We start from the raw sequence: 24,465 nt of genomic DNA, 5'->3' as shown, positions 1-24,465 counted from the left end.
TCCGTCATGCTGAGCTTGCCGAAGCAGCTCTATTGCTTTATCCAATGGAGCGGTAGAGCTGCTTTGGCAAGCTCAGCATGACGGACGTTTTACTATCGCCCATTACTAGCTATTCCACATGAAACAGCACCTTTACGGCCGTGACGAAGAAGTTGACGCCGATGGCTAGGGTCAGAAAACCCATGATGCGGGCCAGCGCGGCCATGCCCGGCCGGCCCATGAATTTGGTGAGGCGCAGCGAAGAAACAAGAATGATAAACGCCGCCGCCGCCACCAGCGCAAAGCCCAGCACGGTCATGGCCTTGTCGGCGTAGGTGGGGCGGATGAGGCCGATGCAGAGCGCCATCGAGCCGGGGCCCGAGAGCATGGGCATGGCCAGGGGCGTAAAGCTGATGTCATCCTTAAGCTTGCTTTCTTCGAGGGCTTCGTGGCCCACACGGTCGCGGTTGGCGCCGGGCGTCAGCAGTTCGAAGGCCGAGCGCATGAGCAGAATGCCGCCCGCAATGCGCAGGTGCTGAATATTGATGCCGAAGAAATTAAGAATATACTGCCCCCCAAAAAAGGCTACCGACAAAATCGCCACCATGTAAATGCACGAGCGCAGGGCTGTGGCTGTGCGCTCGGCGTTGGTATCGCTGTCGGTGAGGGTAAGGAACATCGGCATGGCCCCGAAGGGATTGACAACCGAGAAAAGCGTGGTGAAGGTGGCGAGCAGTACTTCCATGCCCCAAAGGTATCGGCCAGCCACCGGGCCGCTAGCCGGGCGGATGGTTCAGCTTCTGCCCCGGCGGCCCATCTTTACGGCCTCGTTCTTCCCAACCCTGCCTTTTTTCGCGTGGCCACTCTTTATTTTCTGCTTCATTGCCTGGGGCTGCTGCTGGGCGGCGCCGGCCTGCTGGCCACCTTACTGCCCTTGCTGCGCCAAACTGCCTGGTGGGTGCGCGTGTGCGATTTTCCGCGCCTGCAAATAGTAGCGGGCCTGCTGCTGAGCGTGTTGCTGCTGGTAGCGGTGCCCGGCAGCGCGCTGCCGGCGGCCTACTGGCCGGCGCTGCTTACGGGGCTGCTGGCGGCGGTGGTATACCAGGCCAGCCGCATCTGGCCCTACACGCCCTGGCACCGCAAGCAGGTGCAGGACAGCCAGCGCCCCGCCGCCGACCCCAACCACCTCAGCCTGCTCGTGACTAACGTGCTGATGTACAACCGCGACGCCTCGCGCTGCCTGGGCGTCATCCGCGAGCAGCGGCCCGATATCGTGCTGGCCGTCGAAACCGACGAGTGGTGGCTGAGTCAGCTAGGACACCTGGCCCAGGAGTACCCGCACACCTGCCACGCGCCGCTGCCCAATACCTACGGCATGCTGGTGTTTTCGCGCCTGCCCCTGCTGGCCAAGGAGATACAGTTTATTCTGGACCCTGGTATTCCGTCGTTTCACGGGCGGGTGCGGCTGCCCAGCGGCGTCGAGGCCAACCTGCATTTTGTGCACCCCAAGCCGCCCGCCCCCCAGGAATCGAAAACCAGCACCCGGCGCGATGCCGAGCTGCTGCTCGTGGGCCGTGCCATCCAGGCCCACGACGGGCCTACCATCGTGGCCGGCGACCTCAATGATGTGGCCTGGAGCCACACCTCCGAGCTGTTTCGGCGGCTAGCCCGCTTGCTCGACCCGCGCGTGGGCCGGGGCCTGCTGCCCACCTTTCATGCCGATTATAAGCTGCTGCGCTGGCCCCTCGACCACGTGTTTCACTCGGCGCACTTTCGGCTGCAAGACCTTAAGCGCCTGCCCCACATCGGCTCCGACCACTTTCCCATCTACATCCGCCTCAGCTACGAGCCCCAGGGCTGGCAAACCCAGGAAGCCGAATTGGAAGCCCCCGACGCCGAAGACCGCCTCGAAGCCCGCGAAAAAATAGCCGAGGCTGCCACCGAAACAGTGGAGGACTAGCCCCACCGGCACGCCCCTAAGGCGGAGTGGCCCGCCGGTTTATCCTTAGTGGACAAGCCGGCGGGCCACTCTCATAACACACAACTAATCAGCACTTAATAACCCACTAATGATACGTAACGGGGGTAGCTCACACAATTTATAATGCCTGCTTGCCGGGTTTGGTGCGCGAATCGGCCTCAACGGTGGCGGGCAGGGTACGGGGCCGGCTAGCCGGCTTGGCTTTGACGCTGGCCATCGGTACGGGCAAGCGGCGAATGAGGGTGCTGAGGCGGCCGCGGCCGTTGCGCACCACCGGGCGCAGGTTCAGGGTTACGCGCTTGCGGTTGAGGTCGCCGAAACCCAGGGCAAAATTGCGCAGGGCCGGCAGGGCATCATCGCCGAGCAGCTTGTAGGTGTTCATCTCAAATTCGAGCGGCACGCGCACCGAGTCGCGCGGGGGCAGCTCCACAGCCAGCGGCACCCGGGCCGAGCCCAGCACCTTGCCATCAACCAGCACCGTGTAGTCGAGGCCGGTGAGGGCGGTAGGCTCCAGGTTAGGGTTGTAGGCGTTGAGGCGCACGCGCATTTTCAGCGGCAGGTTTTTGTTGACGTAGCCTTCGATGAGCTGATTGCGCCGGGGCAGGTCCACATCGCTGGGGGTATGCAGCGGCAGCACGTTGAGGGTGCCAAGGCTGGCCTGCTCCACGGCGCGCAGCTTTACTTCGGGCGCCACGTTGGGGGCGCCTTCCTGCCGCGTTTCGCGCAGGGTACAGCTTGTGGCGCACAGCAACCCGAGGACCGGCAACAGCGCAAAGCGACGAAGGAATAACATGGCAGTAACAGTGTTCATGGCCTGACCTACGAAGTGACTTGGCTAACGGGTTGGCAAAACAAGAGAATAAAAACCGTGCCGGGACCCGATTTTCGCCAAACGCCCACTTTAGCTGGTTGCACCCCTGCATTAGGCCCGTAAACGAAACGCGCCGCGCACCAGGTACTGCCCTTCGGGTAGCCAACGGCTCTCAACGCGAAAAGCGCAGCCCTAGTGCCACCAGGCCGAAGAGTTAGATAAAGTAAACGTTAAACCAAATGATTGTCCTCCAGTGATTACTGTGCAAGTTATATAACGCCCATGCTTCCCGCAAACTCGTTACCTCAAATTATGCAAAGCATTTCTATGAACATTATTTACTCAATTAACTTTAAACCAGGTTTTTAATTCAAAATTAAATGTCCTTTGTCTTTTTAAAATCATACTTATTCTTGCCTATTATCCAGACAAAAATCTTCCTTTGTTGCTAAATTAATTTTCATGCAGGAGCTAAATCGCCCGGGGCTTTGGCATGAGTACGAAAATGAAGGCACCCAGCACCATGCTGCGTGGCCGTGTGTGCAGACGGGGCGCTGCAGGCGAGCACCCAGCGGCCATCGGGCAGCTGCTTGCAGTGAGTATAGAGCTGATAGCCAATGAGCATACCAGAGAACCTGCCTAACAGGGCCAGGAGCTAGCCGCGCATTATTCAGGCTTTGTGGTCGTGGCAGTTGTCGAGTTGAGCCAACCCGGCCAATCGGTGCTGGCGCAGCAGCTGCCCGGCCAGCGCCACAGACCGGCGCAATGGCGCAGTTATCGAGGCGCATTTCGGGGTCGCCAGCTACATATTCTTTCTATTTCGCCAGTGCAGTAGTGGCCTAGTCCTTCTCATCGGCTCAGCTTTCGGCTTTGCGCGTGATATGCACATCATACTCCACAGGTATTCCGGCAATCAAAAATGCGTCGCGCACAAACGCCAAAAGGCCGGAAGCTCTCGCCCCCGGCCTTTCACTTTTGTCCTCCGGAAATAACGGCTAGCCTACCAGTCAGGGGCGCAGTCCGTTAAGTCTGCGGGCTATTTGCCGTCTACTTCCTCGTAGTCTACGTCGGTTACGTGGTCGGCGGGCTGGCCCTGCTGGCCATTGCCGCCCTGGCCATCGGCGCCGGGGAAGCCCTGCCCGTCGGGCTGGCCACCCTGGGCGCCGGCCGCAGCGTACATCTCCTGCGAAGCAGCTTCCCAGGCTTTGTTAAGTGCGGCCACGCCGGCGTCGATGCCCGCGAGGTCCTTGCTTTCGTGGGCTTTCTTGAGGTCGGCGAGGGCACCTTCGACGGCAGTTTTGTTGCCGCCGCTGAGCTTGTCGCCAAACTCCTTGAGCTGCTTTTCGGTCTGGAAGATGAGCGAGTCGGCGTCGTTCACCTTCTTGATGCGCTCGGCTTCGGCTTTGTCGGCGTCGGCGTTGGCGGCGGCTTCGGTGCGCATCCGCTCGATGTCGGCGTCGGTCAGGCCGCTGCTAGCCTCGATGCGGATTTTCTGCTCCTTGCCGGTGCCTTTGTCCTTGGCCGTCACGTTCAGGATGCCGTTGGCGTCGATGTCGAACGTAACCTCAATCTGCGGCACGCCGCGGGGTGCGGGCGGAATGCTGTCGAGGTGAAACTTGCCGATGGTGCGGTTTTGCGAGGCTAGCGGGCGCTCGCCTTGCAGCACGTGGATTTCTACCGAAGGCTGCGAGTCCGAAGCCGTGGAGAAGGTTTCCGATTTCTTGGTCGGAATAGTGGTGTTGCTCTCAATGAGCTTGGTCATCACGCCGCCCATCGTTTCGATGCCCAGCGAGAGCGGGGTCACGTCGAGCAGCAGCACGTCTTTCACCTCGCCGGTGAGCACGCCGCCCTGGATGGCCGCGCCGATGGCCACTACCTCGTCGGGGTTCACGCCTTTGCTGGGCTTCTTGCCGAAGAACTTCTCTACCTCTTCCTGGATGCGCGGAATGCGCGTCGAACCACCCACGAGGATAACCTCGTCGATTTGCGAAGCCGACAGGCCGGCGTCTTGCAGGGCCTTTTTGCAGGGCTCCATCGAGCGGCGCACGAGGTCATCGCTCAGCTGCTCAAACTTGGCGCGGCTCAGCTTTACTACCAGGTGCTTGGGGCCGCTGGCCGTGGCCGTGATGTAGGGCAGGTTGATTTCCGTCTCGTTCGAACTCGACAGCTCAATCTTGGCCTTCTCGGCAGCTTCCTTGAGGCGCTGCAGGGCCATGGGGTCGTTGCGCAGGTCGAGGCCGTCGTTTTCGCTCTTAAACTGGTCGGCCAGGAAGTTGATGATAACCTGGTCGAAGTCGTCGCCGCCGAGGTGGGTGTCGCCGTTGGTGCTCAGCACCTCAAACACGCCATCGCCCAGCTCCAGAATCGAGATGTCAAACGTGCCGCCGCCGAGGTCGTACACGGCGATTTTCTGGTCTTTGTGCTTTTTGTCCAGGCCGTAGGCTAGCGCGGCCGCCGTGGGCTCGTTGATGATGCGCTTCACGTCGAGGCCCGCGATGGCCCCGGCTTCCTTGGTAGCCTGGCGCTGAGCGTCGTTGAAGTAAGCCGGCACCGTGATAACGGCTTCGGTTACGGGCTGGCCCAGGTAGTCTTCGGCCGTCTGCTTCATCTTTTGCAGAATCATGGCCGAAATTTCCTGGGGCGTGTAGTTGCGGTCGCCGATTTTAACGGCCACCGTGTTGTTGGCGCCGGGCACGAGGTCGTAGGCCACGTACTTGCTCTCCGAGGAAACCTCCGAGAAGTTGCGGCCCATGAAACGCTTGATGCTGGCGATGGTGTTTTTGGGGTTGGTAACGGCCTGGCGCTTAGCCGGGTCGCCTACCTTGCGCTCGCCCTTGCCATTGTCGAGAAACGCGACAATCGACGGCGTGGTGCGGCGGCCTTCGGAGTTAGGAATTACAACCGGCTCGTTGCCTTCCATTACGGCGACGCACGAGTTGGTGGTGCCCAAGTCAATACCGATGATTTTGCCCATGATAAGGTGGGTGCTGAGATTTAAAGTGAAGTGGTGTCTGGGTTGGAAGTAGCAGCTACGAAGCCGCTGCGAGGCTAGTTACAAGCCGCGTACCAAGCGCTTTTTTCTGCCACTTTGGCGGGCCAGGGTGGCTGTTTGGCTCGCAAGCTGCCAGGGCGGCGGCCGGCGGCTGGCAGCCCGCCGGGCGGGCCTGCCGAAGTTGCCGGGTGCCGCCCGCTAGCCCGGCGGGGGCGTTCATCGGCCGCCAACTGCCGTTGGGCCAAAAATTTATTTTCCGGCCGGCAATCCACTCACCTTTGCAATACCGTTTATGGCATCGCTTTTTTAATTTCCTCCTTATCCAACCTCCCACCTTTTTTAAGCCTACATGAAAAAATCTCTCCTCCTTGTGCTCGCTGGCCTGGCACTCACTACTGCCTGCAAAAAGGATGACACCACGCCGGCCACCATGCAGCTGGCGGGCACTATGGCGGCCTCGGCCGAAGTGCCGGCCGTGAAGGTGGCTTCCTCGGGTACGGGCGCCGTAACCGGCACCTACGACCCTAGCAGCATGGTGCTCACCTACACCGTTACCTATTCGGGCCTCACGGGCAACCCTTCGGCCGGGCACTTCCACTTTGGCGATGCCAAGCACTCGGGCAACGTATTTATTTCGTTTCCGACCCTGCCCGCCGCCACCAGCGGCACGGTATCGGGCACGGCTACTCTTACTGCTATGCAGGCCGACTCGTTTAAGCTAGGCCACGTGTACAGCAACATTCACACGGCCAGCAACGCGGGCGGCGAGGTGCGCGCCAACGTCACGCTGAAATAACTGCGCTGTCTTTCCGCTTCTAGTTCGGGCCGGCCGCTACCCTAGCGGCCGGCTCGTTGCGTTTGGGGCCAGTGGGGCCGGGCCAGGCGGCGCAACTTTGCGGGGCGGCCCGCATCTTTGGCCTCATTCTGCTACCTCTCCCCTTGTTTCGCTTCATGAAACCCACGCTCTTTGCCGCGCTGCTGCCCGGCTGCCTGCTACTCGCCGGCACTGCCCGGGCCCAGGCACCCTCCACGCCCGCGGCGGCTGCCAACGCACCCTACCGGCCTTCGGCCACCAAAACCAACGACCTGGTGCACACCAAGCTGGCCGTGCGCTTCGACTACGCCAAGCGCTACCTCTACGGCCAGGAATGGGTGACGCTCAAGCCCCACGCCTACGCCACCGATACGCTGCGGCTGGATGCGCAGGGCATGGACATTAAGACCGTGGCCCTGATGAGCGGAGCTAGCCAGCAGCCGCTCAAGTACGACTACTCGGATAAGAATAACCTGCGCATCAGCCTGGGCCGCACCTTCAAGCCGGGCGAGCAGTACGTGGTGTACATCGAGTACACGGCCAAGCCCGACGAGCTGAAAGTGCAGGGCTCGGCGGCCATTACCGATGCCAAGGGCCTGTATTTCATCAACCCCGACAGTGCGGTGAAGGGCAAGCCGGTGCAAATCTGGACCCAGGGCGAGACGCAAAGCTCGTCGGCCTGGTTTCCGACCATCGACCGGCCCAACCAGAAAACGACCGAGGAAATTGCCATGACCGTGCCGGCCAAGTACACCACGCTCAGCAACGGCCAGCTCGTGAGCCAGGTGCCCGCCGGCCCCGGCCTGCGCACCGACACCTGGAAAATGGACCTGCCCCACTCGCCCTACCTGTTTATGATGGCCGTGGGCGACTTCAAAGTCTACAAGGATACCTGGCGCGGCAAAGACGTTACCTATTACCTGGAGCCCAAGTATGCGCCGTTTGCGAAGCAGATTTTTGGCAACACGCCCGATATGCTGGAGTTTTTCAGCCAGCGGCTAGGGGTTGAGTTTCCGTGGAACAAGTACGCCCAGATTGTGGCCCGCGACTACGTGAGCGGCGCCATGGAAAACACCACCGCCACGCTGCACGGCGAGCAGGTGCAGATGGACGGCCGCGAGCTGCTCGACCGCGAGTACGACAGTGAGTCGGTGATTGCGCACGAGCTGTTTCACCAGTGGTTTGGCGACTACGTGACGGCCGAATCGTGGTCGAACATCACGGTGAACGAGTCGATGGCCGACTTTTCGGAGGCCCTTTATGCCCAGCACAAGTACGGCCAGGATGCCGCCGACGACCACAACTACCGCTACGTGCAGGCCTACCTGCGCAGCCCGCGCGACGCGGCCAAGAACCTCGTGCGCTTTCACTACAATAACAAGGAGGACGTTTTTGACCTCGTGAGCTACCAGAAGGGCGGGGCCATTGTGCAGATGCTGCGCACCTACCTGGGCGACGACGTGTTTTTTGCCGGCTTGCAGAAATACCTCACCGACAACAAGTTTGGCAACGGCGAGGCGCACCAGATGCGGCTGGCTATGGAAGCGGTGTCGGGCCAGGACCTGAACTGGTTTTACAACCAGTGGTACTACGGCGCCGGCCACCCGGTGGTAACCATCGACTACGGCTGGGACGCGGGCACCAAAACGCAGCGCGTCACCATCAAGCAGACCCAGAGCGGACAAGTATTTCAGCTGCCGCTGGCCATTGACTACTACGTGAACGGCAAGGCGCAGCGCCAGCGCGTAATGATGACCCAGGCCACCCAAACGTTTACCATGCCGCTGGCCGCCCAGCCCCAGCTGGTGAACGTGGACGCCGAGAAATTTACCCTCTGGCAGAAAACCGATAATAAGCCCCTGACCGAGAGCCTCTACCAGTACAGCCACGCCCCGCTGTACGTAGACCGCCGCGAGGCCCTGGCGGCTGCCGTGGCAGCCCAGGCCACTAGCCCCGCCGCCCGCGCCGTGGTGCTGGCCGCGCTCAAAGACAAGTTTTACGGGCTGCGTATTGCTGCTATTCGGGGCCTGAAGCTGGATAACAAAGACGTGGCCAAGGCCGCCGCGCCCACGCTGCGCCAGCTGGCCAGCAGCGAAACCGAGAACCACGTGCGCGCCGCCGCCGTGGGCGCCCTGGCCCAGCTGAAGGACAAGAAGGACCAGAAAATCGTCACCTCGGCCCTGGCCAGCGAGTCGTATGAGGTGCAGGGAGCCGGCTTGGAAACGCTGGGCGAAATTGACGCGCCCACCGCGCTGGCCCGCGCCAAAACGTTTGAAAAGGACGAGCACCTGAGTTCGGCCGTGCTGAGTGTGTACGCGCAGCAGGGCGGCCCCGAGCAGTGGAACTACATCCGCACGGCCTACGACAAGGCCGAGGGCCGCGGCCGCTACAGCTTCATTCAGCCGCTGGTGCAGATGCTGCCCCGCCTCACCGACCCCACGGCCTTTGCCGAAGACGTGAAGCGCCTGCAAGAGCTGGCGCTGGTGCCCCAGCTCAAGGCCTACGGCTTTGATAAGCGCATGGTGGAAGCCCTGCAAAAAGCGTCCGATGCCCAGGCCGGCAAGCCCAACGCCGCCCAAAACCAGGCCACGGCGGCCGCCGCCATCCAGGCGATTCAGGCCAGCAAATAAATTTTGGGTTACCGGCAGAGCGCTTGCGCCTTACGGCTGGCTAAATGAGAGGATAAAGGCAGCAATCGGCGGTCTTTATCCCCTCATTTTTAGTGCGTAGTGCCTAGCGGCGGGTGGCTACGTTGAACTATCGCGGCGGGTTGCGTGTCGAATAGCCATGCGCAAGACCACTCCGCTGGTGCTGGCCGCCCTGCTTGCAGGCCGCCTCACCCCCGCCCTGGCCCAGAACACGCCGGAAGAAAACAACGAAAACGGCGACACGCCCTTCGTGCAGCACATTCGGCCCGACCGCCCCGGCCAGACCATTACGGCGGGCGTGCTGCGCCCGGGTCAGTTTCAGCTCGAAACCGGCATTCAGCGCTTCTCGCCCCGCGGCGGGGTGGGCGTGAGCAGCAACGTGAATACGCTGCGCATCGGCTTTTTCAACAGCATGGAACTGCGCATTACGCAGCCCTACGTGTTTGGCACGCCGGGCCTGGCCACCAGCACCGGCGGCGAAAGCCCGGTGTTGCGCGCCGACTCGGTGGGCTGGGCACCGCTTACGGTGGGCGCCAAGCTGATGCTGACGCCCGACCGCGCCAGCCGTTTCCAGGCCACGCTGCTGCTGGAAAGCGCCCTGCCCAACACCGGCCAGAATGGCCTGCGCCGCACCAGCTGGGCCCCCGCCGGCCGCCTGCTGCTAAGCCAGCAGCTAGGCCGCCGCGCCGCCCTGGAAGGCAACTTTGGTTTTGTGCAGAGCGGCCTTACCCTGGCCGACGTGTTTAACGGCGAGCTGAGCGGGCAATACATTGGCTCGCTGGCGCTTACCGCCCCACTGGGCGATAAGGCCGGCTACTTCCTGGAAGGCTATGGCCGGGGCCGGGCGGCCCTCACCACGGGGGCCACGGCGGGCCTCTACTACCGCCCCTGGACCGGCCTGCGCCTCGATGCCACGGTGGGCCGCATTTTGGGCGGCGTGAACGCGGGCGCTACCACGGTGGGCGCCGGGCTGGCCCTGCGGCTGGGCGGCAACTAGCCGCTAGCCATTTCCGGCCTACTTTTGCTACTCTTAGCCGGCCTGCCACGTATAGGGGCGGGTCGGCTCTTTTTTGCCTTTTTGCTATGAAGTATCCTGCCTCTCTTTTGTTGTGCTTGCTGGTAGCGGGCTCGGCCTGCCAGCGCGTTACGGAGCGCGCCAACACCACGCCCATGGCCACTTCCATCACGCCCGATGCCCCGCTGCGCGAAACCCGCTGGGTGCTGCGCCAGGTGGGCGGCCAGCCCATAGCCGAGGCGGCCCAGCCCAACCAGGAGCCCTATCTGTTCATCAGTGCGGCGGGCACGGCCGAGGGTCAGGGCGGCTGCAACCGCTTTCGGGGCACCCTCAAGCCCGCCACCGACGACGGCGAGCTGCAATTTTCTCCGCTCCAGAGCACGCGCATGGCGTGCCCCGAGCTGGTAACCGAGCAGGCCTTTTCGCAGGCTCTCGAAACCACCCACGCCTACCGCATCACGGGCAAGCTGCTGCTGCTGTATGCCACTGCCGAGCGCACCGGCACGCCGCTGGCCCAGCTAGAGGCCGTGCCCCTGCCCTAGCTGACTGGTGGGCGTCGATTGTTACTCGCTTAGCGCGAACAACCAACGCCCACCAATCGCCAATCAGCTATTTCGCCACGCTTTCGGGGGCCACGCGGCTGGGGGTCTGGCGGCCGGCCACGAGGCCGGTGGCGCTGCGCGCGATGGCCGATATCACGGCCGTCATGTTCTTCACGTCCAGGCTGCTCACCTCGTCGTCGACGCTGTGGTAGAGCTTATCGGTTGGAATCTGGTCGGTGCTGATGGTGTGGGCCGGCACCCCTAGCCGGGCCAGCGTGGCATTGTCGGAGCGGTAAAACAGATTTTGCTCGGGATACGGGTCGGGCTCAAACTTGAATTTGGTGCCCTTGAGATTGGCTTGCAGCAGCTGCCCGAAATCCGACTTGTCGTAGCCGGTAATGAAGGCCGTGTTGGGCCCAAACTTGGCGGGCTTGCCAATCATTTCGATGTTGAACATGGCCGTCAGCTCCTTGGGGTCGAGCTGCTGCGAGAAATAGCGGGCGCCAAAGCCCCCGATTTCTTCGGCCGTGAAAGCCACGAAGATGAGCGAGCGGGCGTTGTCGTCGCGCTTTTTGAAGTATTCGGCCAGGGCCACTACGGCCGTGGTGCCGCTGGCATCGTCGTCGGCCCCGTTGGCGATGGAGTCGCCCGCCACCGGCTTCAGAATACCCAGGTGGTCGTAGTGGCCCGAAAAAATAATTTTTTCGGCGGCGTGCGCGGCATCGTGGCCCGGCAGGTAGCCCGCCACGTTGCGCAGCGTGAGGGTAGTAGTGGCCGTGGTGGCGGCCACGCGGTAGGCGGGCGGGCTAGCCGGCGCCGAGGCCAGCACCACCACCGTGGAGTAGGGGTTGCCGGCCGGCTCGGCGCGCAGCCGGGGGCGGCTGTAGCGCTCGGCCAGCGACTTGAAAAGCGCCGCCTGGCCGGGGTCGAGCAGCACGAGCGTATTTTTGGTAGGCCGAAAAATCTCGCCAAAGTGCGGCTGCACCTTGTCTTGCGGGCCTAGCACGAGCAGCGCCACGTCGTCTTTCTCGGTCCAGCTGAGGGTGGGCTGGGTGGTGAGGGCCAGCACCTGGCTAGCGGGCTGCGCCACGCCATCGAGCGTAACGCTGGCACTCGTCACGGCCGACTGATACGCCGGAAACTCCTGCCGGAAGCCCGTGGCACCGGGCAGCGGCTGCAAGCCAATGCGCTGAAACTCACTGGCCAGAAAATCGGCCGCTTTTACGCTGCCGGGCTGGCCGGTGGCGCGGCCCTGCATGTCGTCGGCCGCCAGGGTAGTGAGCACCCGCTCCACGGTGGCACCCGATACTTCGGGGGCCCGGCGCTGGGCGGCAGCCGGCAGGGCACCCGCTGCCAGCAAGCTCATCAACAATAGGTTACGCATCTTTATTCTTGACTAATGGCCTAGCGGCCGGTGGTGATGGTGGGGTCGAGGGCCTGCACGGCAGCCGCCAGCTCGGCCTCGGAGCCCAGGCCGCCTTTTTGGGCCTTGAGGGCGGCCAGGGCGGCGGGCTGGCCGGCCAGAGCCTGCTCGAGGCTGCTGCGCTTGGGGCGCACGGCCACCAGGTGCCCATCGGCGGGCCAGCGCAGGTAGTAGCTGGAGGTGGTCTGTAGCACGTCCATAGTGCTGTTGGAGGCGTAGGACGAGTTTTCGGCGGGCTCCTTCACCAGCTTTTTGCGCCAAAACTTGAGCAACTGCAAGTGGGCGCCATCGGCCAGCACTTCGGCGCAGGCGTCCTGCACCTCGGCGGGCAGCGTGGCCGCCGGGTAGCACACAAAGCGGCGGCCCGCGGGGCTGAGGGTAAATTCCTTTATCCGGTTCAGGGGCACTATCACCGAATCGCCCTGCGGGCGGCGCACGCGCACTTCCTGCCGGTACACATCGTAGCGCATGGTGGCTGGCGTAGGGGTGGCGTTGCCTTGCAGCTGAATGGTGGCCGGCGTCCAGCCGGGGGCCAAAAACGGGTTGCCGTGCAGCTTGTTGGCATCGGGGCCTATCAGGCTGTAGCCGTTGTTGAACAACCCGTTGTTGCGGCTTAAATCGTTCATGGCGGGCGCTCCCAGCAGGGTGTTTTGGGCGGCCCCCAGCAGGGGCAAAGCCAGCAGGGCCGGCAGCAAAATGCGAATGCTCATAGGAATAAGGGCAGGTTAAGCAGCGAAAGATATTCCGCGTTCTGCGCTCGGCTGCAAAACCGGCCAGGGGCGGCGGCCCGCCGCCCCGCCCCCTGGCCGCGGCAGCGGGGCTGGCCGCCGCCCCGGCCAGGGGCTTGCGGGCAGCCAAAGCCGCCGGGCCGAAGCCCCAAGCCCGGGCAAGCGGCAAGCGGCAAGCGCAATCCGCACTATAACCAGGAATCAGGCCATTTGGCCGAATAACCCGGGCCGCTACGCGCCACGCCGTAACTTAGCTCTGGCGAAATATTTACGCTCCTCCATTATGCCCACTCCCGTAGCCTCGCCGCCTGTTGCGCTCGCCGTACCGGCCGACCTGTTGGATGACGCGGAGATTGGCATTCTGCACTTTCGGCCCGTGTATGCGCCCGGCGCCCCGGCCGAAATTGTTGACCTGGCCTACCTGCGGCTCAACCCGACCGCCCAGCGCCTGCTGCGGCTGCCGGAGGTGCCCCCCGCTACGTTTCGCACGCTGCACCCGCAGGCCGAGGCCGACTTTGCTTTTTACCGCGACACCTTTCTGGCCGATACCACGGGCGCCTGCGACCTCAGCTACCCGAGCGGCTGGCGGGCGCGGGCGCGGCGCCACGGCACCGAGCTGGCCGTGAGCCTGACGGCCACCCTGCCCCCGCTCAGCCAGCTGCCGGCCCAAACGGCGGCCAGCCGGCTGGCCGCCAGCTACAGTGCCCTGGCCCGCACCCGGCTGGCCGCCCAGCAGCTAACCCAGGAGCGCGACGTGCTGCACCGGGTGCTGGCCCAAACGCCCACGCCCATTTGCCTGCTGCGCGGGCCCGAATACCAGTTTGAATACGTGAACCCGGCGTTTGCGCGGCTGTTTGCCCACCGGGCGCTGGAAGGCCGCCCCGCCGCCGAGGTGCTGCCCGAGGCGCTAAACCAGGGCTTTATTGCGCTGCTCGACCGCGTGTACGAAACCGGCGAAACCTGGCTCGAAGCCGAGCTGCCCCTGGCCAGCCCCCAGCCGGGGAGCCCGCCAGACCACCCGCGCTACTTCAATTTTATGTACCAGGCCCACCTCGAAAACGGGCACGCCGAGCGCCTTTCGGTGTTTGCCTACGAGGTAACCGAGCAGGTGCTGGCCCGCCAGCAGGTGCAGCAGCTCAACCAGGCCCTGGCGGCGGCCAATGAGGAGCTGCGCGCCAACAATGCCACCCTGGCCAGCACCCAGCACCAACTAAAGCAGCTCAACGAGAAGCTGGAAGCCCGCGTGGCCGCCGGCACCTGGGCGGCGCAGCAGGCCCACGCCGAAGCCGAGCAGCAGCGCGAGCGCCTGGCGCGTTTTTTTCAGCAGGCGCCCGTGGCCATTTGCGTGCTCGACGGGCCCGAGCTTGTGTATGAGCTGGTGAACCCCGTGTACCAGCAGTATTTTTTGGGCCGGCAGCTGCTAGGCCAGCCGGTGCAGGCCGTGCCCGAGCTGCTGGCCCAAAATATTCCGGCCCTGCTGCGCGAAGTGTACGAAACCGGCCTCACCCACGAAGGCCACGAAGTGGAGCTGGCCATTGGCCCGCCCGGCGGCGGGCCGGCCCAGGCGGTTTATTTCAACTGCGTGTACCAGGCCCGCTACGATGAGCAGGGCCGCATAGATGGCGTACTGGCCTTTGCCTACGAGGTAACCGAGCAGGTGCTGGCCCGCCAGCAGGTGCAGCAGCTTAATGAGCAGCTGGAGGCCCGCGTGGCCGAGCGCACCCAGCAGCTGCACACTATCATCGAACACGCGCCGGTGGCCATCAGCTACTTAGAAGGGCCCGATTTGCGGCTTACGCTGCTGAACCCGGCGGCCTACGAAGTGTGGAGCGGTACCGAGCCCGAGCTGCTAGGCCAGCCGCTACTCGAAGCCCTGCCCCTGCTGCAAGGCCAGGGCTTTGAGCAGCTGCTGCGCGAAACCATGCGCACGCAGGTGCCCTTTGTGGGCCGCGAAATGCCCGTGCCGGTGCAGCGCAATGGCCAGCCGGGCCTGGGCTACTTCAATTTTGTGTATCAGCCCCTGCCCAACAAGCTCTCCGGCACTACGGGCGTGCTCACGGTAGCCGTAGAGGTAACCGAGCAGGTGCTGGCCCGCCAGCAGGTGCAGCAGCTTAATGAGCAGCTGGAGGCCCGCGTGGCCGAGCGCACCCGGCAGCTACAGGCCGCCCTGCACGAAGCCAAGCAGCAGCGCGGCCAGCTGTGCGAGCAGCAGAGCCTGCTGCGCCAGATACTGGGGCAGCTGCCGGCGGCCGTGGCCACGCTGGCCGGCCCCGAGCACCGCTTCGTGTTTTTCAACGAAACCTACCAGGCCATTGCCAACAACCGCGCCCAGCTAGGCCGCCCGGTGGCCGAGGCCCTGCCCGAGCTGGTTGAGCAGGGGTTTGTAGAAACTCTGGACCAGGTGTACGCCACCTCGCAGCCCCACCAGGGCCTGCGCCAGCCGGCCCGGATGCAGCAGGCCGGCGCCGACGAGCCCGCCCTGATTTACGTTGATTTTCTGTACCAGCCGCTGAAGGATGCCCAGGGCCAAACGCAAGGCATTCTGGCGTTTATCGTGGAAGTAACCGAGCACGTGCTGGCCCAGCAGCGCACCCTGTCGCTGCAGGCCGAGGTGCAGGCCGCCGCCCAGCGTCAGGCCCAGGAGCGCGAGGTCTTCTACCAGGTTTTTGCCCAAACGCCCGCCCTAGTTGCCCTGCTGCGCGGCCCCGGGTTTCGAATCGACTACGTCAATCCCGCCTTCGAGCAACTGTTTCCGGGCCGCCCGCTGCTAGGCCTGGCCCTGGCCGAAGCCCTGCCCGAGCTTATCTCGCCCGGCTTCGTGCGCCGGCTGGCCGGCGTGCTGCATACCGGCGAGGCCTACTTCGCCGGCGAAGCGCCCCTGCCCCTTGCGCCGCCCGCCGGCGAGCCGGGCCGCCAGCGGTATCTCGACCTCACCTGCCAGCGCTACCTGGAAGCCGGCCAGCCGGCAGGCGTGTCGGTGTTTGCCTTTGAGGTGAGCGAGCAGGTGCGCGCCCGCCAGCAGCGCGATGCCGGGCTGCACCAGCTACAGCAGCTGTTTGAGCAGGCGCCCGTGGCCGTGGCCGTGCTGGCGGGCCCTAGCTACCTGGTTGAGGTGGTTAGCCCGGCCCTGTGCACGCTGCTGCACTGCACCCAGGCGCACTTGCTGGGCCGGCCGCTGCCCGAAGCCCTGCCCGAGCTGGCCACCCCGGCCTTTCTCGACGAGCTGGCCAGGGTGCGGCGCACCGGCCAGTCCTTTATTGCCCACGAGCGGGCGGTGCAGCTTGGGCGCCCGGGTCAGCCCGAAACGGTTTACTTCCACCTGGTGTGCCAGCCGCTGCCCGATGCCCAGGGCCAGGTGGCGGCCGTGGTGGTGGTCGTTACCGATGTCAGCGCGCGGGTGGTGGGCCGCCAGCAGCTGGCCCAGGCCAATGAAGACCTGCTCGCCATCAACCAGCAGCTCACGCGTACCAACATCGACCTCGATAATTTTATCTACGCGGCCTCGCACGACCTCAAGGCCCCCATCGCCAACATTGAGAGCCTACTGCTGCTGCTGCGCCAGCAGCTGCCCGCCGAGGCCCGGCAGGCTGGCCTGGTGCCCCGGGTGCTGGGCATGATGCAGGGGGCCATCGAGCGCTTTCAGCTCACCATTGCCCAGCTTACCGACCTGGCCCAGCTGCAGCAAACCTACTCCCTGCCCCCCGAAGCCGCCGACCTGGCGGCCGTGGTAGAGGCCGTGCGCCTCGACCTAGGGCCCCAGCTCGAAGAAGCGGGCGGCCAGCTCACCCTCGACCTTGCCGACTGCCCTAGCGTGCCGCTGGCGCCGCAGCACCTGCGCTCGGTGGTGTACAACCTGCTCAGCAATGGGTTTAAGTACCGCCACCCCCGGCGCCCGCCCCAAGTGCTGCTGCGCTGCTACCGCGAGGCCGGCCGCACGGTGCTGGCCGTGCAGGATAACGGCCTGGGCCTGAGCGAACAGCAGCAGGCCCGGTTGTTTGAGCTGTTTCGGCGGCTGCACGCCCACGTGGGCGGCTCGGGCGTGGGCCTCTACATGGTGAAGCGCATAGTGGAGAACGCCGGGGGCACGCTCACCGTGCGCAGCCAGTTGGGCGAGGGGTCTACTTTTTTAGTGATATTGCCAGGCTAGGGTGTATATATGCAGTCTATTCTTCCTGACAATGCAAAAACTGTCCGGCGTGCTGTTGGTCGATGATGACCCTACTACTAATTTTCTGCACGAGCAGCTCCTCATTAGTCTCGGCGTAACGGAGTATTGCGTGGTGGCCGAGAACGGCGCCGAGGCGCTCGCCCTGCTGGCCGAAGCCGGCGACGCGCCGCCCCCCGCCCTAGTGCTGCTCGATGTGCACATGCCCGTGATGGACGGCATCGAGTTTCTGGAAGCCTACCACCGGCCGCCGGCCCCGCTGCCCGTCGTTATTGTGCTCACTACCACGGTGCACGCCCGCGACCGGGCCCGCCTGGCCAGCCTGCCCGTGGCCGATTACCTCGTGAAGCCCCTCACCAAGGAAAAAATAAACGCCATGCTGCAGCAGCACTTCGGGCGGCAGCTGCCGCCCGAAGTACTGCTGGCTGATGAGCTGGCCTAGCGCCCGCGCTAGGCCATCGTCAGCACTAGGTCGTCGGCCTGCACGCGGGTGCCTTCGCCCAGGGCCAGGGTGCCCACCGTCAGGTCGTCGGGGGCGGTGATGGTGGTTTCCATCTTCATGGCTTCAATCACGAAGAGCGGCGTGTTTTTGGCTACCTGCTGGCCGGCCTCCACCAGCACCTTGCTGAGCAGGCCTTGCAGCGGGGCGGCAATCTGCTTGGGGTTGGCGCGGTCGGCTTTGGCGTTGTGCACGGTTTTGACCTCCACGTGCTCGTCGCGCACTTCGAGGTTGCGGGTCTGGCCGTTGAGGGTGAAGAACACGGTGCGCATACCTTCCTCATTCACCGGGCCGATGGATTGCAGGCGGATGATAATCGACTTGCCGCGCGCAATCTCGATGGTCGTCTCCTCCCCTTCCTTCAGGCCGAAGAAGAATACCGGCGTCTGGATGCGGCTCACGTCGCCGTGCTCCTTCCGGAACTGCCAGTAATCGGCAAATACCTTGGGGTACAGCAGGCTGGAGAGCAGGTCGGTAAACTGCGCGTAGGGGTGTTCTTTTTCAAACTCGGCCCATTCTTTCTCAAAGTCGATGGGTGTGAGGTGGTCGTTGGGCCGGTCGGTGAAGGGCTGCTCGCCCTTCAGCACGGCTTGCTGCACTTCGGCGGGCCAGCCCCCGAGCGGCTGCCCGATGTCGCCGCGCAGCAGTTCGCGCACCGACTCCGGGAAGCTCAGGCTAGGCCCCCGGCTGATGACCTCCTCGGGCGTGAGCTTGTTGGAAACCATGAACAAGGCCAGGTCGCCAACCACTTTTGAGGAGGGCGTAACCTTCGGAATATCTCCTAGCAACTGGTTGGCGTCGTGAAAGCGCTGCTTCACCTCCTCAAACTTGTCGAGCAGGCCTAGTGCCGCCGCCTGGGGCCGCAGGTTGGAGTACTGCCCGCCCGGAATCTCGTGCTCGTAGACCTCGGCGGTGCTGGCCAGCAGGCCGCTCTCGAAGGGGTAATACTGCTCGCGCAGGGCCTCCCAATAATCGCTGAACTCGTTGAGGCTGTGCTGGTCGAACTCGCGGTGGCGCGGCGAGTGGCGCAGCATCTCTACCGCCGAGTTGAAGTTGGGCTGCGAGGTGAGGCCCGAGAGGCCGCCCAGCGCCACGTCAATCACGTTTACGCCCGCCTCCACGGCCTTGAGGTAGGTGGCGGCTTGCAGGCCGCTGGTGTCGTGGGTGTGCAGGTGAATGGGCAGCTTTACGGTGTCGAGCAGGGCCGGAATCAATTCCTGGGCGGCATAGGGCTTCAGCAAACCCGCCATGTCCTTGATGCAGAGGATGTGCGCGCCGGCGTCTTCGAGCTGCCTGGCCAGGGTCAGGTAGTACTGGAGGTTGTACTTGGGCCGGCTAGGGTCCAGGATATCGCCGGTATAGCAGATGCTACCTTCGGCCAGCCCCGTGGTTTGCTTGCGCACAAACTGGATGCAGGCATCCATGCCCTTCATCCAGTTCAAGGAATCAAAAATGCGGAACACGTCGATGCCCTTGGCCCCGGCCTCGGCCACGAAACGCTCGGTAAGATTATCCGGATAGGCTTTGTAGCCCACACCGTTAGCTCCCCGGATGAGCATCTGAAACAGAATATTGGGCACGGCCTCGCGCAGCCGCGTGAGCCGAGCCCAGGGGTCCTCGTGCAAAAAGCGTAGCGCCACGTCGAAGGTAGCGCCGCCCCACATTTCGAGCGAGAAAGTTTGGGGGTGCTGCCGGGCGTAGCGGCTGGCTACGGCCAGCATGTCGATGGTGCGCATGCGGGTGGCCAGCAGGCTCTGGTGGGCGTCGCGCAGCGTGGTATCGGTGTAGTGAATGAGCGGCTCCTGGCGCAGCCACTGGCTGAATTTTTCGGGGCCTAGCTCGGCCAGCTTCTGGCGGGTGCCGTCGGCCGGGGGCTGGCTGAGGTCGGCGGCGGGCAGGGGCACCCGGCGGGCCTGGCGGCGCTCGTCCACGCGGCCAGCCACGTCGGGGTTGCCGTTCACCACCACCTCGCCGAGGTAGCGCAGCAGGCGCGTGGCGCGGTCGAGCCGGGTCCGAAATTGCAGCAGGTCAGGGTTGTCCTTGATGAAATCGACGGTGGCGTGGCCGGCCTGAAACTCGGGGTGGCGCACGATATTCTGCAAAAACTGCATGTTCGTCTTCACCCCGCGCACCCGAAACTCATCCAGCGTGCGCAGCATTTTCTGGGCCGCGCCCGCCAGGGTCGGCGCGTGGGCCGACACCTTCACGAGCAGCGAATCAAAAAACGGCGAAATCACCGCGCCCTGGTACACCGAGCCCTGGTCGAGCCGAATGCCGAAGCCGCCCGCCGAGCGGTAGGCCACGATAACGCCGTAGTCGGGCTTGAAATCGTTGGTGGCGTCTTCGGTGGTGATGCGGCACTGCACAGCCACGCCCATGCGCGGCACCACCACCTCGGGCCCCAGCCCGATTTCGGGCGCCTCCAGCGGCAGGCCCGAGGCAATGAACAGCTGCGTTTTAACAATATCGACGCCCGTTATCATCTCGGTCACCGTATGCTCGACCTGAATGCGGGGGTTTACCTCAATAAAATAAATGCGGTCCAGCTCGGGGTTCACCAAAAACTCCACCGTGCCCACGTTGTCGTAGCCCACGGCCTTGCCGATTTTCAGCGAGTACTCGTACAGCCGCTGGCGTAGCGACTCGGTGAGGTCGACAGCCGGTGCCACCTCCACCACCTTCTGGAAGCGGCGCTGCACCGAGCAGTCGCGCTCGTAGAGGTGCGTGAGGTGGCCGTGCTGGTCGCCCACCAATTGCACCTCAATGTGCTTGGGCCGCTCCACAAATTTTTCGAGGAACACCGTGTCGTCGCCAAAGGCATTCTGGGCCTCGTTGCGGGCCTCAAAAAAGCCTTTGCGCAACTGCTCATCGTCCCGAATCACGCGCATACCGCGCCCGCCACCGCCGCTGGCCGCCTTCAGCATCACGGGGTAGCCGATGCGGTGGGCCTCGGCCAGCGCCACGTCGATGTCCGTCAGGGCGGCCTCGCTGCTTTCGATGAGCGGCACGCCGCACTGCTGGGCCACCTCCTTGGCCGCCACCTTGTCGCCGAGCGCCTCCATCACCTCGGGGCGCGGGCCCACGAAAATGATGCCCTCTTCGCGGCAGCGCCGGGCTAGCGTCGCATTTTCGCTCAGGAAGCCGTAGCCGGGGTGAATGGCAGTCACGCCGTTGTCCTTGGCAATCCGGATAACGCCTTCAATATCAAGGTACGGGCGCAGCGGCTCGTCGTCGCGCCCAATCTGGTAGGCCTCATCAGCCTTAAAGCGGTGCAGCGAGTTGCGGTCCTCATAAGTATAGAGGGCCACCGTGGGAATGCCCAGCTCGGAGGCCGCGCGGAACACGCGGATGGCTATTTCGCCGCGGTTGGCGACGAGCAGCTTCGTGATTTTCATACGGGTTTCGGTAGAGGTAGCAGCAGTGTAGCGGCTAAGCTACGCCGGGGGTTGCAGCCTTCCTACCTCTGCCCTAGCCCGCCGCCACGCCATTTGCCCAGGGCAGCCGCTGGCGCACCCGCTGCAAGCGCTCGCCAAGCTGCGCCAGCCCCGGCTGGTGCACGCTACCCAAGTGGCTGGTAGCAAACTCTTTATGCGGCACATACGTGCCGGCATCCACGGCCTGCCCCACCTGTTTGTAGGCATCCCGGAACGGCACGCCGCTCTGAATGAGCTGGTTGATATTCTCCACCGAGAAAATGGCGTCGTATTTCGGCTGGTCGATTACGCCCGGCACTACTTCCAGCGCCGGCACGGCAAAAAGCAGAATATCCAGAATATTGGCAAACTGCGTCATCGGCCGGAATAATAGCTCCTTTAAAATCTGAAAATCACGGTGGTAGCCGCTCGGCAGATTATTAATGGTGAGCATAATATCATTGGGCAGGGCTTGCAGCCGGTTGCAATGCGCCCGCACCAACTCAAATACATCGGGGTTTTTCTTGTGCGGCATAATGCTGGAGCCGGTTGTAAACTCCTTGGGCAGCTTCACGAAGCCCAAATCCTGGCTGTTATACAGCACCAGGTCATACGCCAGCTTGCTGAGCGTACCCGCCACGCCCGCAATGGCAAAGGCCAGCGTTTTCTCGGTTTTGCCGCGCAGCATCTGCGCCCCCACGGCGCTAATAGCCAGGTTGCCAAAGCCCATCTCGCGCGTCGTCTGCTCGCGGTCGATGCCAAAGCTGCTGCCAAAGCCCGCGCCCGACCCTAACGGGTTGTGGTCGGCCACGTGGTGCGCAGCTTCCAACAAACTCATATCCAGCAACAGATGCTCGGCATACGCCCCAAACCATAGCCCAAAGCTGCTCGGCATAGCGGCCTGAAAATGGGTGTAGCCGGGCAGCAGGTCATTTTTATATTTTTCGCCTTGCTGCACCAATAATTCGGCTAGCTCCAGAACTTTCGCGCCAATCTTTTCGGTGTAATCCTTGATAAATAATTGAATGGCCGTCAGCACCTGGTCGTTGCGCGAGCGCGCCGTATGAATTTTTTTGCCCGCGTCGCCAAATTTCTCCGTCAGGTAATATTCAATCTTGGAATGCACGTCCTCAAATTCTGCCTCAATCTGAAACGTGCCATTTTCGACCTGCGCCAGCAATTCGTTCAAGCCAGTTAGCAGCTGCTCCTCTTCCTCTCTGGAAATCAAGCCGATGCCAGCCAGCATCTTCGCCTGTGCCTTGGAAGCCAGCATGTCGAAAGGCGCCAGATACATATCCAATTCCCGGTCTTGCCCCACGGTAAATTGCTCAATTTTATCGTCGACGGAAAAACCTTTTTCCCAGATTTTCATAATTATTAAATGGCTTTGTAGAACGCAGCGTACCGCTCCGCTCTACAAGGTAAAATCAGTCAGCAGCTTAATATAATCCGCAATTCCAGCGCGAATTTCCGACAATAAAATATACTCGTCCGGCGCGTGCGAGCGAGCGCTGTCACCGGGACCCATTTTCAGGGTATCGAAGCGCATGAGCGCCTGGTCGGAGAGCGTAGGCGAGCCGTAGGTATTTTTGCCCATCGCCACGGCTTTGCGCACCAGCGGGTGGCCTAGCGCAATACCCGACGATTGCAAATGCGTGGAGCGCGGCGTGATTTCGGCCTGCACGTGGGCGCGCACCGTGGCCAGAATTTCCTCGTTTGAATAGCACTCGGTGGGGCGCACATCCACCACGTAGCGGCACTCGTCGGGCACCACGTTGTGCTGGGTGCCCGCGCTTAGCTGCGTCACGGTCATTTTCACTGGCCCAAGCAGCGGCGACACCGCCGGAAACTGATAGCTGCGCAGCCAGGCAATATCGTCCAGCGCTTTGTAAAGGGCATTTTCGCCTTCGTTGCGGGCGGCGTGGCCGGTGCGGCCCCGCGCCAGGCCATCGAGCACCAGCAAGCCCTTTTCGGCCACGGCGGCATTCATCCCAGTGGGCTCACCCACAATGCCAAGGTCGATTTTGCCCAATACCGGCAGAATACTTTTAATGCCATTGGCACCCGATATTTCCTCTTCCGCCGTAATGGCACAAATTAAATTAAACGCCGTGGGCTGGTCGTAGAAATACCGGAATACTGCCAGTAGGCTCACTGCCGAGGCCCCGGCGTCGTTGCTGCCTAGCCCCGTCAATCTATCCCCTTCCAGCACCGCGCCAAAAGGCGGATACGTCCACGCCACGCCGGGCTTCACTGTGTCGTGGTGCGAATTGAGCAGAATAGTTGGCTTCTGCGGGTCGAAATCCCGGCTCACGGCCCACACATTATTGCCCTGGCGCTGTGCAGCAATATTATGCTGCGCTAAAAACTCTTCAATACTAGCGGCCGTATCTGCTTCCTCCCGCGAAAAAGAAGGTGTCTGAATTAACTTTATCAGTAAGCTAATCGCCTCGTCGCTAAGCTGCGCAATTAATTCAGACATAATACCGTATGCAGCGAAGTGCCAATATTGCGCGCGTGGCCAATAATTACCTGGCTAACGCCCTTATGCAGCGCCGCGAAAGCGTTTTCTAATTTTGGCAGCATACCATCGGCAATAATTCCCTGCTGCTTTAATTCGGCGTAGTCAATCGTGTTAATTTCCGGAATTACGGACTGCTCGTCCGCCACGTTGCGAAGCACGCCATTTTTCTCAAAGCAATAATGCAGCTTTACCGTGTACGTATCGGCTAGGGCCACCGCCACGGCCGAGGCTATGGTATCGGCGTTGGTATTAAGTAGTTGGCCCTGGCCGTCATGAATAATGGGGCACAGCACGGGAGTAAGGCCAGCCGCCAGCAATTGCTGCAACAGGTCGGCATTGACGCTAGCCGGCAGCAAATCGCCGACAAACCCATAATCAATATCCTGCACGGGGCGTTTTATGCCCCGAATAACGTTGCCATCGGCCCCGCTCAGGCCGAGCGCATCAACTCCGAGGCGCTGCAAGCTGGCCACTATCTGCTTGTTGGTTTTGCCGGCGTAAAACATCGTCACGATGTCGAGCGTAGCGGCGTCGGTTACCCGGCGGCCGTTGATGAGCTGCGGCACGAGGCCCAGCTCGCGCATCATGGTGCTGGCACCTTTGCCGCCGCCGTGCACAAGTATTTTTAGGCCCGCCGTTTGGGCTATTATTTCTAAGAACTGGCCAAGCTCGGCGTCATCGTCGATGATGCCGCCCCCAATTTTATAAATAGTTACTACTGGATTATTCATGATTTGTTAATCGCAGCGGCCGGGGCTGACCGCGAAAAAAAACACCTTGTCTATTGCGGGCAAAAGTAGGAACTTTTACCTTTGCTGCTCCATTATGGCCCCTGGTTTGCTAGTTCACTTGCTAGCCCACGGCTACCTTTCGCAATGACTAACTTGGTTCGCACCAATTTTCTACTTTCCACCACGGCCCTTCCGGGCGT

Annotated in this window: 16 protein-coding genes; 7 read left to right on the top strand and 9 right to left on the bottom strand. The window is 62.7% G+C overall.

The window, feature by feature from the left end; genetic code table 11:
• Window positions 1-109: 109 nt before the first annotated feature.
• The gene (locus Q5H89_RS14570; protein ID WP_305020070.1) at window positions 110-724 is read right to left on the bottom strand and encodes a MarC family protein; all 615 of its coding nucleotides are present in this window, start codon (window positions 722-724) and stop codon (window positions 110-112) included.
• A 111-nt stretch (window positions 725-835) separates the two neighbouring features.
• Here Q5H89_RS14570 and Q5H89_RS14565 point away from each other — a divergent pair, with 111 nt between their 5' ends.
• Window positions 836-1,939 (top strand): endonuclease/exonuclease/phosphatase family protein, encoded by a 1,104-nt coding sequence (locus Q5H89_RS14565; RefSeq protein ID WP_305020069.1) that lies wholly within the window; start codon window positions 836-838, stop codon window positions 1,937-1,939.
• Between the two features lie 139 nt (window positions 1,940-2,078).
• On the opposite strand, the gene Q5H89_RS14560 is transcribed toward Q5H89_RS14565, so the two are convergent.
• Together Q5H89_RS14560 and dnaK are read right to left on the bottom strand one after the other, a co-directional pair.
• Window positions 2,079-2,771 carry an LEA type 2 family protein gene (locus tag Q5H89_RS14560; RefSeq protein WP_305020068.1) on the bottom strand — a complete coding sequence of 231 codons (693 nt, stop codon included), beginning with the start codon at window positions 2,769-2,771 and terminating at the stop codon, window positions 2,079-2,081.
• Between the two features lie 1,036 nt (window positions 2,772-3,807).
• Entirely contained in the window at window positions 3,808-5,745 is a 1,938-nt protein-coding gene (gene dnaK / locus Q5H89_RS14555) for a molecular chaperone DnaK (protein ID WP_305020067.1), read from the bottom strand.
• Window positions 5,746-6,112: 367 nt separating this feature from the next.
• On the opposite strand from dnaK, the gene Q5H89_RS14550 reads away from it, so the two are divergent.
• The 4 genes from Q5H89_RS14550 (at window position 6,113) to Q5H89_RS14535 (ending at window position 10,782) form a co-directional block, all read left to right on the top strand.
• Window positions 6,113-6,559: a CHRD domain-containing protein gene (locus Q5H89_RS14550; protein ID WP_305020066.1), complete on the top strand. Its 447-nt coding sequence runs from the start codon at window positions 6,113-6,115 to the stop codon at window positions 6,557-6,559.
• 155 nt (window positions 6,560-6,714) lie between these two features.
• A complete protein-coding gene (locus Q5H89_RS14545) occupies window positions 6,715-9,207 on the top strand; it encodes a M1 family aminopeptidase (protein ID WP_305020065.1) in 2,493 nt (830 codons plus the stop codon).
• Between the two features lie 157 nt (window positions 9,208-9,364).
• Window positions 9,365-10,222 carry a transporter gene (locus Q5H89_RS14540; RefSeq protein ID WP_305020064.1) on the top strand — a complete coding sequence of 286 codons (858 nt, stop codon included), beginning with the start codon at window positions 9,365-9,367 and terminating at the stop codon, window positions 10,220-10,222.
• Window positions 10,223-10,308: 86 nt separating this feature from the next.
• Window positions 10,309-10,782 carry an META domain-containing protein gene (locus Q5H89_RS14535; protein ID WP_305020063.1) on the top strand — a complete coding sequence of 158 codons (474 nt, stop codon included), beginning with the start codon at window positions 10,309-10,311 and terminating at the stop codon, window positions 10,780-10,782.
• A 67-nt stretch (window positions 10,783-10,849) separates the two neighbouring features.
• On the opposite strand, the gene Q5H89_RS14530 is transcribed toward Q5H89_RS14535, so the two are convergent.
• A complete protein-coding gene (locus Q5H89_RS14530; protein WP_305020062.1) occupies window positions 10,850-12,166 on the bottom strand; it encodes a M20/M25/M40 family metallo-hydrolase in 1,317 nt (438 codons plus the stop codon).
• 20 nt (window positions 12,167-12,186) lie between these two features.
• Complete coding sequence (locus Q5H89_RS14525) at window positions 12,187-12,915, bottom strand: hypothetical protein (RefSeq protein ID WP_305020061.1); 729 nt, start codon at window positions 12,913-12,915, stop codon at window positions 12,187-12,189.
• Between the two features lie 301 nt (window positions 12,916-13,216).
• On the opposite strand from Q5H89_RS14525, the gene Q5H89_RS14520 reads away from it, so the two are divergent.
• The gene (locus tag Q5H89_RS14520; RefSeq protein WP_305020060.1) at window positions 13,217-17,080 is read left to right on the top strand and encodes a PAS domain-containing protein; all 3,864 of its coding nucleotides are present in this window, start codon (window positions 13,217-13,219) and stop codon (window positions 17,078-17,080) included.
• 31 nt (window positions 17,081-17,111) lie between these two features.
• Complete coding sequence (locus Q5H89_RS14515) at window positions 17,112-17,540, top strand: response regulator (RefSeq protein WP_305020059.1); 429 nt, start codon at window positions 17,112-17,114, stop codon at window positions 17,538-17,540.
• Window positions 17,541-17,548: 8 nt separating this feature from the next.
• Here Q5H89_RS14515 and Q5H89_RS14510 read toward each other — a convergent pair whose 3' ends face one another.
• The 4 genes from Q5H89_RS14510 to argB all read right to left on the bottom strand — a co-directional run bounded on the left by Q5H89_RS14510 (window position 17,549) and on the right by argB (window position 24,265).
• Window positions 17,549-20,992, bottom strand: a complete 3,444-nt coding sequence (locus tag Q5H89_RS14510; RefSeq protein ID WP_305020058.1) for a pyruvate carboxylase — start codon at window positions 20,990-20,992, stop codon at window positions 17,549-17,551.
• Window positions 20,993-21,065: 73 nt separating this feature from the next.
• Window positions 21,066-22,382 carry an argininosuccinate lyase gene (argH, locus tag Q5H89_RS14505; RefSeq protein WP_305020057.1) on the bottom strand — a complete coding sequence of 439 codons (1,317 nt, stop codon included), beginning with the start codon at window positions 22,380-22,382 and terminating at the stop codon, window positions 21,066-21,068.
• Between the two features lie 42 nt (window positions 22,383-22,424).
• Window positions 22,425-23,492, bottom strand: coding sequence for a M20 family metallo-hydrolase (locus Q5H89_RS14500; protein ID WP_305020056.1), 1,068 nt, complete (start codon window positions 23,490-23,492; stop codon window positions 22,425-22,427).
• Window positions 23,480-24,265, bottom strand: a complete 786-nt coding sequence (argB, locus tag Q5H89_RS14495) for an acetylglutamate kinase (protein ID WP_305020055.1) — start codon at window positions 24,263-24,265, stop codon at window positions 23,480-23,482. Before argB ends, Q5H89_RS14500 begins: the two co-directional genes overlap by 13 nt.
• Between the last annotated feature and the right edge of the window lie 200 nt (window positions 24,266-24,465).

The sequence above is a fragment of the Hymenobacter cheonanensis genome, assembly GCF_030581075.1.
GTDB lineage: Bacteria > Bacteroidota > Bacteroidia > Cytophagales > Hymenobacteraceae > Hymenobacter.
Note: the sequence above shows the minus strand (reverse complement) of the source record. Positions and strands in the feature narration are given on the sequence as shown.